An 18,140-nucleotide genomic window follows, 5' to 3' on the forward strand; every position below is an offset into this window, starting at 1 on the left:
CTCCGCACGTTATTTTCCCGTCGTGCGCCCGCCGTCCGTTAGCCTTCCATGACGTCACCCAACATGCTTCGCGGATTCGATTGGGAGGGCGCGGGAAAAGAGACCGGTGAACGACTCGGAGCGTATCACGCGCTCGTCGTCATCGGTGCCGATCCGGTGTCCACAGGACGAGTTGCCATTGGCATTGCGCGCGCTCAGGCCGCGCACCGCCGCGTGGCCGTAGGCGATCTATTCGCCGAGTCGTGGCCGATCCAGGAGCTCGTCCAGACGGACGATCCGCATGGTCTGGTCGACAGCTTCCTGTACGGCGTATCGCTCAGCCGAATCGCCTACGAGGTTCCGGGCGCCGGCCAACTTTTTGTGATGCCGAGTGGCACCGAGCCGCCGGACTACGAGGAGATCCTTCCGAACCCGCGGTGGTATCGCCTCGCGGCGGGATTCCGTGAGGTAGGAGCCCTGCTCGTTCTCGCGGCGCCGGCCAGCGCACCGCACATCGAGGATCTCGTCGCCGCGACCGACGGCGCGCTGCTCGTTGGAGAGATTGTACCTGCGGCGCTGTCCGCGGCGCGCGTGGTTGGCACCGTCCGCGAGCCCCGTCCGAAAACGCCGGCGCCTGCCCCGCTCGCACCACCGCCATCGGTGACTGTGCCGGCAGCGGAAGGGTGGAGTCGGAAGCGCATTGCCGCGGTGTCTGGGCTCGTGCTCACCGCCGTGCTCGCGGCCATGGCGTTCTGGTTGGCGTATCGCCCGCTCGCGGATTCACGTCGCGGCTCGATCGTTGGGCGACACGACACCACGCGCGGTGCGTCGCCGCTGCTCGCGGGTGCGATCGATTCGACGCGGCGCGATTCGACCGGCGACACGACGGCGATCGTTGCGGCGCCCGCTGTGCCGCCGATCACGAATCCTCACGACTCGGCGACCGCATCGGCGTTCGCGGTGGAATTGATGGCTGCGAATACGCAGGCGGGCGCTATCTTGAAGCTGGAAAAAGATGGTAAGAGTCTGCCGGCGGCGACGTTTGCTCCGGCCATGATTCAGGGAGCGCGGTGGTTCAAGGTTGTCAGCGGCGCGTACGTCAACCGCAACGATGCGGATTCGCTGCTCGCTGATCTGAGACGTCGGCGTTTGCTGCTCGGCGGTGAAAGCGTCGTCCGATTGCCGTTCGCCTTTCTGATCGATTCGGGACTGTCTGCGTCAGCTGCAACCGGCATGGTGGCCGGCTACGCGGCTCACGGCCAACCTGCCTACGCGCTACGCCAACAAAACGGAACCGCCTGGCTGCTCATGGGCGCGTTCGAAACGGCCGAGCAAGCTTCGTTGTACATCGAATCACTTCGCGCATCGAGCATTCCGCCGGTGCTCGTGTACCGTAAAGGGAGAGCGTTCTAGTGCGGCTTACCAAGCTAGAGCTTCAGGGCTTCAAGTCGTTCGCTGATTCCACCGAGATGGTGTTCAATCCCGGTGTTACCGCCATCGTTGGGCCGAATGGCTGCGGAAAGTCCAACGTGTCCGACGCCGTGCGCTGGGTGCTGGGCGAACAGCGCGCGCGCCTGTTGCGCGGCGCGAAGATGGAAGAGGTCATCTTTCAGGGATCGTCGGCGCGACGCGCGGTGAACGTTGCCGAAGTCTCGTTGCACTTCTCGAATGAAGACGGCTCGCTGCCGGTGTCGTTCCAGGAAGTCGTGATCACACGCCGTTTGTCGCGGTCGGGTGAGAGCGAGTACTTCCTCAATCGCACGCCGTGCCGTTTGCGCGACATTTCCGATCTGCTTCGCGGCACCGGGCTTGGCGCGGACACCGGTGTCGTCATCGAAAGCAAGATGATCGACGCGCTGCTGTCCGATCGCCCCGACGACCGTCGCGAGCTGTTCGAAGAAGCGGCAGGAGTTGGTCTGTATCGCGATCGTCGCCGCACGACGGAGCGACGTCTCGAAGAAACGACCGTCGACTTGCAGCGTCTCGACGATCTGATCACCGAAGTGCAGAGCCAGGTGCGGTCGCTGTCGCGCCAGCGCAAGCGCGCCGAGCGCTATTCGGAGCTCACGGCACGTCGCTTCACGCTCGAGATCGCGCTCGCGAAGCGCGAGATGGAAGCGTGGCACGATGAGTTGCAGCGCTTGGGCGATCGCGTGCGCGAGCTTCGCGAGAACGGCCCGAACGCCGAAGAAGCGGTGCGCGCGGCCGAACAGGCGCGCGATGCTGCTCACGGCACTCGTGCCGCCACTGAAGCTCAGCGCACAGAGTTGCTGCGGCTCGTGTCGACACAGCGCGAACAGGTACAGGCGATCCGCAGCGAGATGGCGGTCGCCGAGGAACGTCAGCGGAACGCGCTCGCACGTCGCCAACGCGCTGAACTCGAAGCCAACGAAGGCGAAGCATACGGTAGTCGCGTGACCACGGATCGCGAGCAGGCCGCGCTGGAGCGCGCTCAGTTCGACGAGCAGCTCGTGGCCGCTCGCGCCAAGCTTGCGCAGCGACAGCAGGAAGAAGACGCAACGCGCCAGAGCGTGGCCGCGGCGCGATCGGCCGTCGAAGATGCGGAGCGTCAGCTTCGTGAACTACAGGACCGGGCGCGCCGTGTAGAGATCGACCGTGAACGCGCACGCCGCGAGAGCGACGAGCTGTCGCAGCGCGTCGAGCAGTTGACGCTCGAGCTGGGCCAGCTCGGAGACGCGCTGAGTTCGATCGAGCGTGAGTTGGAGAGCGCAGGCATTGCCGTCGAAGAAGCGCGAATGCGCGCGGCGGCCGCCGCCGAGGCATTGGACGCGGCTCGAGCGGTCGATCGCGAAACACGCGAGCGCGAAGCTGCCGCGCGCGCTGAGCTGTTCCGTGCCGATGAAGTGCATACGTCGCTGCAAGGAAAGGTCAACGCGCTCGACGCTCTCGAACGCGAACGAGTCGGACTGGCTCCGGCCGCCGCTCGTTTGCTCCGTGAACGCGAACAGTTCGGCGAAGGCGGCGTGCTCGGACCGCTGAGCGATTTCATCAGCGCCGATCAAGCGTCCGCATTACTCGTCGAGCGATTCCTCGGCGCCACGGTGCACGCAGTGCTCGTTCGCGATCGGTCAGTGGCGGAAGCTGTTCGATCGTGGCACGCCACGGCGAACCCCGGCCCGCTCCTGCTCCTTCCGCTCGACGCACTTCGCGAGGACAGCAACGGAACAGACGAAGGCGCCGAAGGGCTGTCGCATCGAGTCGATGCCGCTGGCCCTGGACGTCGTTGGGTACGCGCGCTGCTTGGACACGCGCAGCCGGTGGACGACGGTGCGGCCTTCATCGACGCACGCGGTGCGGTGTGGCTTCCGGGAAGCATCTCTGGACCTGGTCCGCTGCGCAGACGTGCCGAGCTCTTTGCGCTTCGCGCCGAGTTGACCGCAACCGAACAGGCTCGCGCCGAAGCAATGGCGGCGGCCGACGCACTTCGTACGGCGGTTCAGGAATCCGAACGCCGTGTGCTGGAAGCATCGGCAACGTTGGAGGCGGCGCAGGTCGACGCGCGTCGTGCAACGGAGCAGCAGGGCGAGCTCACGCGCCGGCGTCAGCGCGCTGAACGCGAAGTGCAGGAAGCCGATGCACTCGCCGAGCGCCTGTCCGAGCGTCGCAACGGACTCACGGAGCAAGTCACCAAGCTCGACGAAGACGGCAAGACTATCGGCGAGTCACTCGCGCTGCGGGCGGAAGCCGCAACGCGCGCACGCGAAGAGATGACGATCGCCGAACGCGCGCAGGAGGAAGCGCGCGAGGCCCGGACGAGCGCGCAGGTCGACGAGGCCCAGACCCAGGCGCGGGTTCAGGTCGCGAACGATCGCGAGAAGCGACTCGAGCAGGAGTTGCACACGGCTGCGGCACGACTGCAGTCGCTCCGCTCCGAACTGTCCGACCTGTCGGAAGCCGATTCAGCGCTGGCCGAGCAAATGGCATCGTGGCAGCTCGATCTCGAGACGCGCGAAGCAACGTTGGCCGACGGCGAAGGTCGATTGGAAGTCGCTGAAGTTGCGGTGCACGAAGCCGACGAAAATCTCACGAACGCGGATCACGCGCTCGACGACATGCGTCGTCAGTCGCAGAGCCACAGCGATGAGTTGCACCACGCCGAACTTCGCCACACGGAACTCGGCGGTCGTCGCACGGCTATTCGCGAGCGACTCGAAGCCGAGTGGCGCCGACCGCTCGACGACATGCTCGCCGAAGCACAGCCGGTGGAGCTCGAAGACGAGGCGCTTCGTACCGAAGGCGAATCCATCCGCCAGGAAATCGAGCGTCTCGGACCGGTGAACGTTCTGGCAATCGAAGAGCATGAGGAAACTGTCAAGCGGCAGGACTTCCTCACGGGGCAGCGTGCGGATCTCGCCGAGGCCAAGCAGTCGCTTCAGCAGGCTATCCGCGAGATCGACGGTACGGCTCGCGAGCTGTTCCTGGCGACCTTCGTCCAGGTGCGCGAGAACTTCCGTCAGATCTTCATGTCGCTCTTTGGTGGTGGCGAGTGCGACCTGCGACTCGAAAATCCCGATGCGCCGCTCGACTGCGACATCGAAATCCACGCGTCGCCGCGTGGCAAGCGCACGCAGCGCATTCACCTGCTCTCGAGCGGAGAGCGGGCGTTGGTCGCGCTGTCGTTGCTCTTCGGAATCTTCCTGACCAAGCCGAGCCCGTTCTGTCTGCTCGACGAAGTCGACGCGCCGCTCGACGACGCGAACGTCGGTCGCTTCGTGCGCATGTTGACGCAATTCAAATCGCGCACGCAGTTCATCGTCATCACGCACAACCCGCGTACGACGACCGAAGCCGCCGATGCAGTGTACGGCGTCACCATGCAGGAACCAGGCGTGTCGTCGCTGGTCAGCGTCCGCATGCGCGGTGCGCCGTCCGTCGACGAGGCGCTGGCTGGACTGGGCGTCGACACGGCGGTCCCTAGCACGGTATGAGTCGGCGGCGCCGCATTGCGGCGTGCATGGCACTCTTCGCCCTGGGCCTCACGGCTCGGGGCGTTGTGGCACAGTCGATCACCCTCCGCGTATCGAGCTTGAGGGCGGATAGCATGCCTCCCGGCCCACTCATGACGGTGACGGGTGTTCAGACCCGCCCTGACCTCGGGCCCTACAACGTCTCAGTCGAGATGTCGACCGAGCCGGCCTTCCAGCGACCCTTCTACATCGGCTCGGCGGACGGCGACAACGGATCGTTCACGACTGATTCTCTCCTGCCCGAACACATCACGATCTATTTTCGCGCACGACTGTTCGATCGGGTTGGAAATGCCGTGGCCGAGGTTCGTCAGCAGCACCCAGTTCTCGGCTGGGTCACGCTTCTCGATCCGCCGCAGCAAAACCTCGTCGTGCTACCAACCAAGAAGCCGCGGTTCATCTGGACGAGCCCTCCAACGACCCTGACCGCCGGTCTGTGGGAGTACGAGCTCAGCGTCATCAACAAGGCGACCGGCGCGCGCGATTTCACCTCTCCACTCATCAGCGACACGTCATACGTCTTTCCCGACTCGCTCGAGTCGAACGCCTCTTACCGCTGGCAGGTGCGTGCACATGCGCGCGGCGGCAGAGGGACGGGCGAGGTCACTGTGATGAGTGCCGGGACGATCGTCATTGGCGGCGACCCGACGTTCACGCTTCTCTATCAGAATTTTCCAAACCCGTTCCGCCGCGGCCAGACAACCTGCTTCTGGTTCGATCTCGCGCGACCTGCCACCGTGAAGCTGACGATCTTCGATCTCAGACTTCGCGAGGTGCGTAACATTATTCCTGGACCAATCGGCGACGGCACTCTACCCATCGGCGCGTATGGCCGCGATCCGACGGCCACGACCGGCTGCGATCCGCGCGTGGTGTGGGATGGCAGAGATGACAACGGGAGATTCGTTCCGCCGGGCGTCTACATCGCCGAATTTCGAGCGAACGGAGCGAGCAGCACCAAGAAGATTCTCTTCCGAGGTCCGTGATGCGCTTCACCACCCTCGGCACGGGAACCATCTCGCTGTCGCCGGGGCGGAGCTGCGCCGGCTACTTTCTCGAGGCGCCTGACCTTCGACTCCTGATCGACTGCGGGAGCGGCGTGACTCGCCGCCTCGCCGAGTTGGGGCTCGAGTGGCAGACGATCACCCACGTCGCGCTCACCCACTTTCACATCGATCATCACGGCGACCTGCCGACGCTGATTTTCGCCTGGAAGTACGGTTTTCTGCCGTCGCGTACTGCGCCAGTCGAGATCATCGGCCCGATCGGGACCGCCGCACTGCTCGAGCGCCTTGCCGCCGCCTACGGCGCCTGGGTCACGGCACCGGGATTTCCCTTCACCGTTCGCGAAATCACGCCAAGCGACGTCGTGGAGCTGCCAGGAGGGGTCCGGCTGCGCTGCCATCCGGTACCGCATACCCCCGAGAGCGTGGCATATTCCATGGAGCGCGGCGCCCATCGGATTGTCTACACGGGCGACACGGGACCTTCGGCCGATTTGGCCGCGTGGGCCCGCGGGTGCGACCTGCTCGTGTGTGAATGTTCGTTGCCGCAGTCGATGGGCATTCCCGAACATCTCACGCCCGAACAGTGCGGCGAGCTCGCGGCGGCGGCCGCGCCGAAACAACTGGCGCTCACGCACTTCTATCCGCCGGTCGAGTACGTGGATGTTCGCGCCATTGTCGGCGCACAGTACGCAGGGCCCGTGACGTTGGCAGTCGACGGGTGGCACTTCGACATCGAGGATTTGTAATGCTGGTTGTCATGGAGAATCACGCGACGAAAGAGCAGATTGATCGCGTCGTGAAGACCATAGAAGAGATGGGCTATTCTGCGCGTCCAATGCCGGGCGAGACGCGGACCACCGTGGGCCTCGTGGGCAACGACGGACGCGTGGACGGCTCGCGCGTCGAGGCGTTGCCTGGCGTTGCCGAAGTGATTCACGTGAGCAAGCCGTACAAGCAGGTGTCGCGCGAATGGCGAAACGAGAACACCATCGTCACGATCGCGCCTGGCGTTTCGTTCGGTGGGCCTGGAATCGTGATCATCGCAGGCCCTTGCTCCGTGGAGTCGGAAGAGCAGATCGTAGCGGCTGCACGCGCTGTTCGTGATGGCGGTGCGACAGCGTTGCGTGGCGGCGCGTTCAAGCCGCGTAGCTCGCCCTATTCCTTCCAGGGACTCGGCAAGCGCGGCCTCGAATTGCTCGCACTCGCGCGACGCGAGACAGGTCTCCCAATCGTGACGGAAGCGCTCGATGAAGAGGGCGCACATCTCGTGGCCGAGTACGCCGACTGCATTCAGATTGGCGCGCGTAACATGCAGAACTATTCCCTGCTTCGCGCGGTGGGACGCATCAAGAAGCCGGTGCTGCTCAAGCGAGGCATGGCGGCGACGATCACCGACCTGCTGATGAGCGCCGAGTACATCCTGGCCGAGGGAAATACGCAGGTCATTCTGTGCGAGCGCGGCATTCGCAGCTTCGATACGACGGCCCGCAATCTCTTCGACCTCACGGCCGTTCCGATCGTCCAGCGGCTTTCGCATCTACCAATGATCGCCGATCCGAGCCATGGAACCGGCCTTCGCGACAAGGTCATTCCGATGGCGCGCGCCGCAGTAGCGGCGGGTGCGGACGGCGTGCTCGTCGAGGTGCATCCTACGCCAGACCGTGCGCTATCCGACGGCGGCCAATCGCTTTACCCGGACCAGTTCGCCCGGTTGGTCACCGAACTTCGGGCGATCTCCGGCGCAATCGGCCGCGAGCTGGTTCCGACGCCCGGAACGGTCGTTGCAGCCAGCGTGTAGCACCTGATATGAGACTCTCGATTCTGGCCGCGGCCGCCGTTCTCGCCGCCGCGAATGTCGCTGTAGCGCAGACCGGCGCTCAGCCCGTTGATGCGACGATCGATCGCGCGGTTGCCGCGTGGGCGAAGATCCGAACCGTGCGCGGCACGTTCGAGCAAACGGTCACGAATTCGATCACGGGGACGAGCGCGATGTCGCGCGGCGACTACGTCCAGGAGCGCCCAAATCGCCTGGCGATTCGGTTCTCACCGCCGGCGTCGGGGGAGATCGTCGCCGACGGCCAGGTCGTCTGGGTCTATCTGCCGGCGAGCACGCCCGGTCAGGTCTTCAAACGCCGCGCAACGGATCGCAGCGCCGTTCCGATCGACCTCACCGGCCAGTTTCTCGATTCGCCCAAAACGAAGTACGACATCACGGCTGCCGCCTCGAAGACCGTGGACCGACATCCGACGCACGGGCTCGTCCTCACGCCAAAGCCGGGGTCGGATGCGCCCTTCACCAAGGCAACGGTGTGGGTCGACGACGATGATTCTCTGATTCGTGAATTTGAAATGATAGAGCCGAGCGGCGTGACACGTCACATCCACTTGCTCACGCTACAGGCCGACTCGCCGATCGATCAGTCGGCGTTCACGTTCACGATCCCGAAGGGGATCAAGGTCGTCGACCAGACGAAGCCCTGACGTTCAGCGAGCTTTCGCTTTCGCCGCACCGCGCGACAACAATTCGCCCTGGGTAGTTGCTCCCGCAACGATCTGTCGCGTGGCGTCGACCATGGGATCATCGCGTAACCGGCGCGCCCATTCGCCGCGCTCACCGAACGAATACCGCGCGATCTCGTAGCCAATCAGTCGATCGAGCAGTCCGCTGGCGGCCTCGTAGGTCGCACTGTCGACCTTGATGCCGCGCGCCTGCATGCGCGCCTTGACCTCGCGCCGCATGTCCGCCGTCACGACGAAGTCGGGCGACGACACTGCGTGCGAGCCCTTGAGCGACAGCGCGTAGTCCGTCAGGGCGTCACGAAACTTCGGCACCTGCGTGCCGAGCATATGCTGAAACGCCGTGTCGCTCGCTGGTTGTGGCGCAACTGGCAGGATGACATCGGGAGTAATCCCACCGCCACCGAGCACCGTTCGTCCAGCGTCAGTCTTGTACGTGGGACGGGAAATCGTGGAATCGGGGGGTGCGTTGGTGCCCGCGGTGTCGCGCAACCGATTGATGCTTCTCCCGCTCGGAGTGAACCAGAGCGCAGTCGTCAACTTGACGGCGCCGCCGTTCGTTAGCGGAAACACGTTCTGCGCGCTTCCCTTTCCGTACGTGGTTGTGCCAAGCAACAGCGCGCGATCGTGATCCTGCAGCGCACCGGCGACAATCTCTGACGCACTCGCCGAGTTGCTGTCGACGAGCACAGCGAGCGGAAGTTTTGGCCAAAGCTGCGCCCGATCGTCGGAAAATGCGCGACTCATCGCCGGCGATCGGCCTTTCATGCTGACGACGCTCTGGCCCGGCTCGAGAAAGAGGTCGGCGACGCCAACACCCTGGTCCAGTAAGCCGCCCGGATCGCCACGCAAGTCGAAGATGAGCGACGTCATTCCCGCGGCGCGAAGTGAATCGATCGCGGCCTTGAGGTCGGCGGCTGATTCCTGACTGAAGATGGTGAGTGCGACGTAACCCACGCCGTTCGGAAAGAGCATTGCGTGCTGCACCGACCGAACGTGAATCTCACGACGCTCGAGTACGAAGTCGATCGGTGTCGTCATTCCCGGCCGCTCGACCGTCACCTTGACCTTCGATCCAGGAATGCCGCGTAGCGCCTTCTGCGCTTCGTCGAGCGCCACGCCACGCATCGGCTTTCCGTCAACCATGAGAATGCGATCGCCTGCCTGCACTCCCGCTTCGAGCGCCGGACCGCCGGGCATGGGCGCGACGATCGTGATCCATCCGTCGCGCACATCCACCTGTGCGCCGACGCCTGCGTAGCGGCCAGACGTGCGCTCCGAAAGTCGGGCCAGCAGCTCCGGCGATAGATACGAACTGTGCGGATCGTGGAGCTCGCCGACCAGTCCATCGATCGTGCGAGTCACGAGTGCGGAGTCGGCGAGTGTGTCGACATACAACCGCGAAATGCGGTCGTACACCTGACCGAACATCTGCGCGTTATTCGATCGCGGACTTCGCGTGCCAACGAGGCCACGTGTCACCAGCCATCCGCCCGAAACGAGCGCACAGCTCAACACCACCGCGGCGAACAGGGCACGTGAACGCATATGGCTATGCAAGGAAAATCTCGGGCCAACGAGCGTGCAGTGCCGCTAGCACGCGACCAAACACAGCCTGCTGATCCCCCGACGCGTCGACGAGCACGATGGGACCACACTCGGGATGTTCGTCCTGCCACTGATGCGCGGAAAAAGCCTCGAAGGCGCGCGAGACGCGCTCATGAAACGCCAACTCCGCGCGCTCCATGCGGTCGTGTCCGCCTCGCGCCATGGCGCGCTTCAAACCTTCGTCGGGCGGTAGCGCGAGCAGCAGCGTGATGTCGGGCACGAGCCCATCGGTCGCCATGGCATTTGCGGCGCGCAGTTCCTTCTCCGGAAGCCCGCGTCCAGCACCTTGGTACGCGTACGTCGACAGGAAGAACCGATCGACCAGCACCATGGTGCCGGAGTCGAGAGCCGGGCGAATCTCGCGCTCCACCAACTGCGCGCGAGACGCCATGAACAAGAACGCCTCAGCGCGCGGCACGATGTCAGACGTTGGATCGAGAAGCACGCGGCGAATCTCATCGCCCACGGGCGTTCCGCCTGGCTCGCGCACCATCATTGCGCGAACACCACCGCGGTGGTGCGCAGCCAACCAATCGGCGACGAGGCGGAGCTGCGTGCTCTTGCCCGCACCCTCCGCTCCCTCGAACACGATCAAGCGGCCGCGCGACATGACGGCTAGCCGAGCGTGATGATCGGACTCGCTGCGCCCTTCTCGATGCCTTCGAGAATCCAGTCGTTCGCGCGGCCCATGACTTTGTCGAAGTTTTCCTGGGCAACGAGCAGACGCTGATAGGTCGATCGACCCTGAATCTGCCCGAGCAGGCCGTCGAGCTGCTTCTCCATGTCCTCGGTGGGACGCTCGCCGCGCTGCATCATCTTCTGCGCGTCCATGCGGAGCTGTTCCATCTTCTGGAGAAGAGCGACAGTGTCTTTGTCTTCGTTGAGCGAATCGCTCGCGCGCTTGACGGCTTGGTACTCGCTGCTCTGCCCAATCAAACGTCCCAATTCCTTCGCCTTGTCCTCGATCATCCAGCCGTCTCCTGTCGTCGGGCGAGCACGAATCGCTCGCGTCCCGTGAGATCCAACTCCACTCGAATGGCGTGAAAGCGGCGCTCGCGACTCACGAGTTCCGCAGCCAGCGAGGCGCGACGCACATCGACCTCGATAGCGAACAGCCCGCCGGGAAGGAGGACGTCCGCGGCTTCGCGCACGAGCCTGGCCGTCGCTCTCAGGCCATCGGTTCCACTGTACAAGGCCACTGCCGGCTCCCAATCGCGCACGCTCGGCGGAAGCGTCGGCGCCTCGCCCAACGCAATGTATGGCGGATTCGATACGACCACACGCGCTCGCACGTCGGCAAGCGGGCCGAGCAGTGAACCGTGCAAGAAATCCACGGGCGAATGCAGATGTGCGCGACAGAGCTCGGCGTTGCGTGTAGCAACGGCCAGCGCGTCGCGCGAGATGTCGGTGCCGTATACGTGGCTGAATCGGCCTTCGGCGCTCAGCGCGAGCGCAATAGCGCCAGAGCCTGTGCCGACGTCGATCGCGACACCACCAGCGACGGCGGCGGTCTCTTCAAGCACGAGCTCGACGAGTTGCTCCGTCTCGGGACGAGGGATGAGCACACGCTCATCGACGTCGAGGGTGAGGAGACGAAAGCACGCGCGGCCAACGGCATAACCAAGCGGCGCGCCGCGCAGGCGTAGCTCTGCCGCCTTGCGCGCACGTGTGACGATGGCCGGATCGATTTCGACGCCGCCGTTCATGAGCGGCCAGAAGCGCGGCGCATCGTGCAGCGCCGCAACGATCTCTCGCGCCTCGAGGAACGGTTCGGCGATGCCGTGAGCGTTGAAGCGTCGCGCGAGTTCCTCGAGCAGCTGATTCACCGTCACGACGGCGTCCAGCCGGTCGGTGGTCACGCGTCGTCTCCGAGCTGATCTTCGACGTTGGCGAGCTTGAGCGCTTCGATCAACGGTCCGATGTTGCCGTCCATGAAGCCCTGCAAATCGTGCGTCGTCCAACCGATGCGATGGTCGGTGACGCGGCTCTGCGGATAATTGTACGTGCGAATCTTTCCGGACCGATCGCCGGTGCCAACCTGCGTTTTCCGCATGCGCGATCGCGCGGCTTCTTGCTCGGAGACCTTGAGGTCGAGCAGTCGGGCACGCAGCACTTCCATCGCCTTGAGCTTGTTCTGCAGCTGGGACTTTTGGTCCTGCTGGCTCACGACAAGTCCCGACGGCATGTGCGTGATACGCACCGCGGAGTCGGTGGTGTTGACGCTCTGGCCACCTGGTCCCGACGAGCGGAAGACGTCGATGCGGATGTCCTTGTCTTCGATCTTGACGTCGACTTCTTCGGCTTCGGGCAGCACGGCAACCGTGGCGGCGGACGTATGGATCCGACCCTGTGCCTCGGTGGCGGGCACGCGTTGGACGCGGTGGACGCCCGACTCCCAGCGCATGGACCCGTAGGGTGCATCACCAGTAAGCTTGAATACAACTTCTTTAATGCCGCCGAGTGTCGCGTCGGAGAGCGACATGATCTCGATGCGCCAGCCGTGGCGTTCGCAGAACCGCGTGTACATGCGGTGCAGGTCGGCCGCGAAGAGCGCCGCTTCGTCGCCGCCGGTGCCGGCGCGGATTTCGACGATGGCAGCGCGGTCGTCGAGCGGATCGCGCGGAAGGAGAGCGGGCGTGATCTTGGCTTCCAACTCCGCGATGGACGACTGGAGTCGTGATTGTTCATCACGGGCTTCGGCGGCCATTTCGGGGTCGTCAACGGAAACGAGCTCGCGCACCTGCACGAGCTCGTCTTCGTATTTCTGCAGTTGGGCCGCCATTTCGACCACCGGCATCAGCCGGCGGTGCTCTCGGCCGAGCTCCGCGAATTCTCTGGGATCGCGGAGCCCGCCCGGGTTGGCAAGCGCTCGCTCGACTTCATCAGCGCGAGCGAGCGCGGCCGCTAACCGGTCGCGGAGCGCCAGAGGCGCCTCAGCCGGCTGTCTGTTTCGGAGCCTGCTTCGCGAACTTCTGGCGGAAGCGCTCCACACGACCAGCGGTATCGAGCAGACGCTGCTTACCCGTGAAGAACGGGTGACACTCCGAGCACACGTCGGTGTGAATCTCGGCGCGCGTCGAACGGGTCAGGAACTTGTTGCCGCAGCCGCAGGTTACCGAAGCGGTGGCGTATTCGGGATGGATATCTGCTTTCACGTGAGCCTCACTTGTCGTGGGAACTGGGCGGCGAGGGGCGATTCGCCTCGGCGTGATCAGTCCCGTTTTTTGAGCCAGCTTGGAAATATAGCCACCTTCCCATCTAAGAGACAAGCGCACAATGGTTTGCGGTTTGACAGGGAGCCCTTCTGCGAGTAACTTCGCGGCGACTTAGTCGCGGCTGGGCTCGTGCCTCCGGCATGCGTCCACTGCCGCTCGTTGTTTCGCCTTTCGCCCCTCGACCGTGACCGCCATCGCCACCACAGCCGACTTTCTGGCAACGGTGCCGCTCTTCAGCGGCCTCGACCGAATCGAGCTCCAGCGCTTCGGCGAACTGACTCGCGAAAAGTTCTACCCCCGCGGCAGCGTCATCCTGTTCGAGAACGACCCCGGTGACTCGCTGTTCGTCGTACGCCAGGGCCGAGTGAAGGTCGTTCTCATCGGTGAGGACGGCCGCGAAGTGATTCTCGGTGTGCTCGGCGTCAGCGAGCACTTCGGAGAGCTTGCCCTGATCGATGATCGACCGCGGTCGGCGCACGTCATCGCGATGGACGATTCGCACCTGCTCGTTCTGCGCCGCGAGGACTTCCGTCGTCGTGTCGAATCGTCGCCGGCGGTTGCGTGGTCGCTCCTCACCGAGCTGTCGCGCCGCCTGCGCCGCGCCGATGAAAAGATCGGCGGCCTGGTACTGCTCGACGTTCCGGGACGTATCGCGCGGTTGTTGTTGGACCTGGCGGAAGAAGCCGATTCGAACACCATCGACAAGCCGCTCACGCATCAGACGATCGCGCAAATGATCGGAGCGAGCCGAGAGACGGTGTCACGTGCGATGAAGGATTTTCAGGATGCGAACTGGGTGATGATCGAGCGGCGGCGCATCACACTTGCCGATCGCAACGCCCTCGAACAGCGCGCGCAAGCGCGTCTGTAGCAATTCCTGATCTCCCATGTGACAAGTGTCACGGGCACCCCGTGACACCTTTCCTTGCCCTGCGTGGTCCCCTTTCCCATCCTTCGCAGCAGGTGGCAGAGGCGCCTGAGTCATGACAATGCGATTGCGATTTTGGGGGACGCGGGGATCGATTCCGTCTCCGGGCTCGGCCACGGTCAAATACGGTGGAAACACGCCGTGCGTCGAGGTGCGGACAGATACCAACTGGCTGGTCATTCTCGACGCTGGCACCGGCATTCGTGAGCTCGGGCGCTCGCTCGTGGCCACAGCCAACGGCGGTGGCATCGCGGCCGACATTTTTCTGACGCACGCGCACTGGGATCACATCCAGGGCATTCCGTTCTTCGCCCCAATCTTTCAGCCGGGCAACCGGTTCACGATTTGGGGCCAAAAGACCCTCGAGACGAGCATCGATCGCGTGATTCGCGATCAGATGTCTCCCGTCGTGTTCCCCGTCACGTTCGAGCAGCTCGACGCGACCGTCGACTTCTGCGAAATCGCCGAGGAGCGTCGAGATGGGAACGGCTATCACGTGACCGCATTCGCGGTCCGGCACCCGGGCGGGGCGCTGGGGTACCGCTTCACAGGGCGTAGCGAAAGCGACGGGTCATTCGTCTACATCTCGGACAACGAATTGAACCCGAGTGCTCCGTACGGCAGTCGGGCCGACTGGAAGGAACGCCTCGTCGACTTCGTGCGCGGTGCAACGGTGCTGGTGCACGACGCGATGTATACGGCCGATGAATACGAGAAGCATCGCGGGTGGGGACATTCCACCTACGAAGATGCGGTCGAGTTGGCGTTGGACGCCGGCGTGAAACAGCTCGTGTTGTTTCACCATCGGCCGGAGCGGTCGGACGATGATGTAGATCGTTGGGTAGCGGCCTGCCAGGCCATCGTCGCGCAGCGCGGCGGAACGCTGACCATCACGGCTGCCGCCGAAGGGATGACGCTGGACATTTAGCGTTTCGAAAAGGCTCTCAGAGAGGAAGACCCATGTTGCGTCAGCTGTCGCGTGCCACCGGAATGCTCGCCATCGCGGCGACATTCGCCCTGCCCGCCGTTGCACTGGCGCAGACCGACAACCGTCCGGTCGTCGTCGTGTTCCGCTTCGACAACAGCTCGATCGGCACCGGACGCGCCGACTTCGACGGGATGGCCACCGGCGTTCAGGATCTGCTCATTACGGATCTAGCATCGAACGCCAAGATCCGACTGGTCGATCGCGCGCATCTCAACGAGATCCTGACCGAGCAGAACCTCACGAAGACCGGCGCGGTGGACGCCACGACGGCCGTGCGACTCGGCAAAATTCTCGGCGCGCAGTACGCCGTGACCGGCGGCTTCATGTCCGACGGCAAGGGCTCCGCCATTCTCACCGCGCGAACGATCGACATCGAGACGACGCAGATCGTCAATCCGCAGAAAGTCACCGGAAAGACGGACGACGTGCTCGGATTGATCACGCAGGTAACGTCGCTCGTGTCTGCGAACATGAACCTCGCGCCCAAGCCTGGCGCAGGCGCTCGCGGCGAGGCCAGCCCGTCGCCGGCCAAGACGCCCGCGCAGAACGGACAGCCTGCGGCCACCGTAAAGAGCGCGACCGCCAACGCAGAGCTCTACTCCAAGCCCTTGGCAAAGCCGGATGCGCTGAAGAAGACGAAGCTCGACGCTCCGACGATGAAGATCTACTCCAATGCACTCGACGAGTTGGACAAGAACAATCCGGCGAAGGCGCGCGAGCTTTTTCTGCAAGTCGCGGCGAAGTACCCGACGTTCGAACCCGCTCAACGCAATCTCGAGAAGCTGCAGACCAAGGCTGGCAACTAGCTCCGCGTGCGTACGCTAGTCGGACACGCCGGGGCCAATACGCCTCGGCGTTTCTTTTGCTCGGGTAGTCTGGGACGTCGCTGATTCAGCGCCGCACAGTCCTTTCAACGAGTCGAGTGAAGCCTCTACTGATCACTGCCGCAGGCCGAACGATCTCCTCTGCCCCGCTCGGGCGGCGCGAGGACGACGTGGAGGTGCGACGTGTTCCGTCGCTCCCAACGCCTGGGTCGCTCGACGCGTCGCGGCCAACGGTGATCATGCTCGATCGCGCGCTCATCGCGAGCGCGGGCGGAGACGTCGGATGGCTGCGCGAACTGGCGCAGATTGCGCCGCTGATCGCCGTTGGCGACGCGGGTGAGTCGGACCCGTCCGAGATCTTTCCGCTGGATCTCGTCACGGGGTTCCTGCCGGCCGATGCATCACCCGGTACCGTCGTCGCTACTCTGCGCGGCGGGTTCCGTCACGCGGCAGCGTTGGTCGCTGAGCGGCGTGCCGTCGCCGAGGAAGACGAGCGCCACCGGGAGTTGACCGAATTGACGAGCGTTGGCGTCGCGCTGTCGACACAACGCGATCTGTTGTCGCTGCTCGAACTGATTCTGAGTCAGGCGCGACGCATGACGTTGAGTGATGCGGGCTCGCTGTATCTCACCGAGCGACCGGACGCTGGTGCGACTGCAACGACGCTTCGGTTCAAGTTGGCGCAGAACTTCACGCTGCCGAACCTGCCGCTGACCGAAGGCACGGTCCCGATCGATCACACGAGTCTTGCGGGATACGCAGCGGCAACGGGCGAACCGCTCGTCATTGCCGATGTGTATCTGCTGCCTGACGACGTATCGTACCGTCAGAATCGAAGCTTCGACGACAAGTTCGGCTATCGCACCAAGTCGATGCTCGTCATCCCGATGAAGACCCATCGCGACGAGATCATCGGGGTGTTGCAGTTGATCAATCGCAAACACACCTCCGACGCTGCGCTCTCGTCGCCAGAGATCGTCGATCGCGAAGTCATCTCGTACGACCAGCGATCGGTCGAGATGGTGAGCGCGCTGGCGTCACAGGCCGCGGTGGCCATCGAGAACAGCCTGTTGTACGGCGACATCGAGCGCCTGTTCGAAGGATTCGTGACGGCCGCCGTCACGGCCATCGAGTCGCGCGATCCGGCAACGTCCGGCCATTCGGGTCGCGTCGCAACGTTGAGCGTTGGACTCGCCGAGACAGTCGATCGTGTGACCGACGGACCGTATCGCGACATACGCTTCTCCCGCGAACAGCTCAGAGAGCTTCGCTACGCCGGCCTCCTGCACGATTTCGGCAAGGTCGGGGTTCGCGAGCAGGTGCTCGTCAAACAGAAGAAGCTCTATGAGCCCGATCTCGAGCTCATTCGCCATCGTTTCGAATACTTGTTGCAGGCGGCGGACCTCAGCTTCGAACGCGAGCGAGTCGCACTACTCCTTGGCGGCGGCCGCGGCGCGCATGACGCAGGCATTGAGCGTCTCCGCGCGGCGCAACTTGCGTCGCGCGACGAGTTGCAGCGTTACCTCGACGCAATCGTAAAGGCGAACGAGCCAACGGTGCTGCCCGAGGGCAGTTTCGACGAACTGCACAAGATCAATCAGCGAACCTACCTCGACTTCGAAGGCGTCGAACGTCCGTTACTCGCTGAGCACGAGTTGCAATACCTGATGATCCGGAAGGGCAACCTCGACGAAATCGAACGACTCGAGATCGAGTCGCACGTGACGCACACGTATCGTTTTCTCGAGCAAATTCCGTGGACGCGCGAGTTGCGAGGGATTCCGGAGATCGCGTACGGGCACCATGAAAAGCTGAACGGCCGCGGCTATCCGCGGGCGGTCACGGGAGAGTCCATCCCGGTGCAGACGCGCATCATGACGATCGCCGACATCTATGACGCGCTCACGGCGACGGACCGTCCATATAAGCCGGCGCTGCCCAAGGAGCGCGCGCTCGACATCCTACAGATGGAGGCGGCCGAGGGAATGCTCGATGAGCATTTACTCAATAGCTTCATTGGCGGGCGAGTCTTTGACCGGCTGCTGACGGACCCGGACGGCCGCGCGGCCCCGTAGTCCGGCACGAA

At 64.0% G+C, this 18,140-nt stretch carries 16 protein-coding genes; 10 read left to right on the plus strand and 6 right to left on the minus strand.

Going from position 1 to position 18,140, the window contains the following annotated elements:
* The first annotated feature begins 48 nt into the window (after positions 1–48).
* The 6 genes from AC6H4Z_RS15915 to AC6H4Z_RS15940 all read left to right on the plus strand — a co-directional run bounded on the left by AC6H4Z_RS15915 (position 49) and on the right by AC6H4Z_RS15940 (position 8,455).
* Positions 49–1,392, plus strand: coding sequence for a P-loop NTPase family protein (locus tag AC6H4Z_RS15915; RefSeq protein ID WP_497542942.1), 1,344 nt, complete (start codon positions 49–51; stop codon positions 1,390–1,392).
* The gene (gene smc, locus AC6H4Z_RS15920; protein WP_497542943.1) at positions 1,392–4,928 is read left to right on the plus strand and encodes a chromosome segregation protein SMC; all 3,537 of its coding nucleotides are present in this window, start codon (positions 1,392–1,394) and stop codon (positions 4,926–4,928) included. The genes AC6H4Z_RS15915 and smc overlap by 1 nt, the downstream gene beginning before the upstream one ends.
* Positions 4,929–5,041: 113 nt before the next feature.
* Positions 5,042–5,953 (plus strand): hypothetical protein, encoded by a 912-nt coding sequence (locus AC6H4Z_RS15925; protein WP_497542944.1) that lies wholly within the window; start codon positions 5,042–5,044, stop codon positions 5,951–5,953.
* Positions 5,953–6,720, plus strand: coding sequence for an MBL fold metallo-hydrolase (locus AC6H4Z_RS15930; RefSeq protein ID WP_497542945.1), 768 nt, complete (start codon positions 5,953–5,955; stop codon positions 6,718–6,720). The genes AC6H4Z_RS15925 and AC6H4Z_RS15930 overlap by 1 nt, the downstream gene beginning before the upstream one ends.
* Positions 6,720–7,772, plus strand: coding sequence for a 3-deoxy-7-phosphoheptulonate synthase (aroF, locus tag AC6H4Z_RS15935; protein ID WP_497542946.1), 1,053 nt, complete (start codon positions 6,720–6,722; stop codon positions 7,770–7,772). The genes AC6H4Z_RS15930 and aroF overlap by 1 nt, the downstream gene beginning before the upstream one ends.
* A gap of 8 nt (positions 7,773–7,780) precedes the next feature.
* Entirely contained in the window at positions 7,781–8,455 is a 675-nt protein-coding gene (locus AC6H4Z_RS15940) for a LolA family protein (RefSeq protein ID WP_497542947.1), read from the plus strand.
* A 3-nt stretch (positions 8,456–8,458) separates the two neighbouring features.
* Here AC6H4Z_RS15940 and AC6H4Z_RS15945 read toward each other — a convergent pair whose 3' ends face one another.
* From AC6H4Z_RS15945 to rpmE, 6 genes are read right to left on the minus strand one after another with little or no spacing between them, the layout of a single operon-like run.
* A complete protein-coding gene (locus AC6H4Z_RS15945) occupies positions 8,459–10,039 on the minus strand; it encodes a S41 family peptidase (protein WP_497542948.1) in 1,581 nt (526 codons plus the stop codon).
* Positions 10,040–10,043: 4 nt separating this feature from the next.
* Complete coding sequence (tmk, locus tag AC6H4Z_RS15950; protein WP_497542949.1) at positions 10,044–10,709, minus strand: dTMP kinase; 666 nt, start codon at positions 10,707–10,709, stop codon at positions 10,044–10,046.
* 5 nt (positions 10,710–10,714) lie between these two features.
* On the minus strand, positions 10,715–11,068 hold the full coding sequence (locus AC6H4Z_RS15955; protein WP_497542950.1) for a YlbF/YmcA family competence regulator: 354 nt from the start codon (positions 11,066–11,068) through the stop codon (positions 10,715–10,717).
* Complete coding sequence (prmC, locus tag AC6H4Z_RS15960) at positions 11,065–11,958, minus strand: peptide chain release factor N(5)-glutamine methyltransferase (RefSeq protein ID WP_497542951.1); 894 nt, start codon at positions 11,956–11,958, stop codon at positions 11,065–11,067. The genes AC6H4Z_RS15955 and prmC overlap by 4 nt, the downstream gene beginning before the upstream one ends.
* Positions 11,955–13,025 carry a peptide chain release factor 1 gene (prfA, locus tag AC6H4Z_RS15965; RefSeq protein WP_497547055.1) on the minus strand — a complete coding sequence of 357 codons (1,071 nt, stop codon included), beginning with the start codon at positions 13,023–13,025 and terminating at the stop codon, positions 11,955–11,957. Before prfA ends, prmC begins: the two co-directional genes overlap by 4 nt.
* Before the next feature lie 7 nt (positions 13,026–13,032).
* Complete coding sequence (gene rpmE, locus AC6H4Z_RS15970; protein ID WP_497542952.1) at positions 13,033–13,254, minus strand: 50S ribosomal protein L31; 222 nt, start codon at positions 13,252–13,254, stop codon at positions 13,033–13,035.
* A gap of 244 nt (positions 13,255–13,498) precedes the next feature.
* Here rpmE and AC6H4Z_RS15975 point away from each other — a divergent pair, with 244 nt between their 5' ends.
* The 4 genes from AC6H4Z_RS15975 (at position 13,499) to AC6H4Z_RS15990 (ending at position 18,129) form a co-directional block, all read left to right on the plus strand.
* A complete protein-coding gene (locus tag AC6H4Z_RS15975; protein WP_497542953.1) occupies positions 13,499–14,185 on the plus strand; it encodes a Crp/Fnr family transcriptional regulator in 687 nt (228 codons plus the stop codon).
* Positions 14,186–14,303: 118 nt separating this feature from the next.
* On the plus strand, positions 14,304–15,170 hold the full coding sequence (locus AC6H4Z_RS15980; RefSeq protein ID WP_497542954.1) for an MBL fold metallo-hydrolase: 867 nt from the start codon (positions 14,304–14,306) through the stop codon (positions 15,168–15,170).
* 32 nt (positions 15,171–15,202) lie between these two features.
* Positions 15,203–16,036 carry a CsgG/HfaB family protein gene (locus tag AC6H4Z_RS15985; protein WP_497542955.1) on the plus strand — a complete coding sequence of 278 codons (834 nt, stop codon included), beginning with the start codon at positions 15,203–15,205 and terminating at the stop codon, positions 16,034–16,036.
* A gap of 116 nt (positions 16,037–16,152) precedes the next feature.
* The gene (locus tag AC6H4Z_RS15990) at positions 16,153–18,129 is read left to right on the plus strand and encodes an HD domain-containing phosphohydrolase (protein ID WP_497542956.1); all 1,977 of its coding nucleotides are present in this window, start codon (positions 16,153–16,155) and stop codon (positions 18,127–18,129) included.
* The last annotated feature ends 11 nt before the right edge of the window (positions 18,130–18,140 follow it).

This window comes from Leucogemmata humicola, assembly GCF_055379415.1.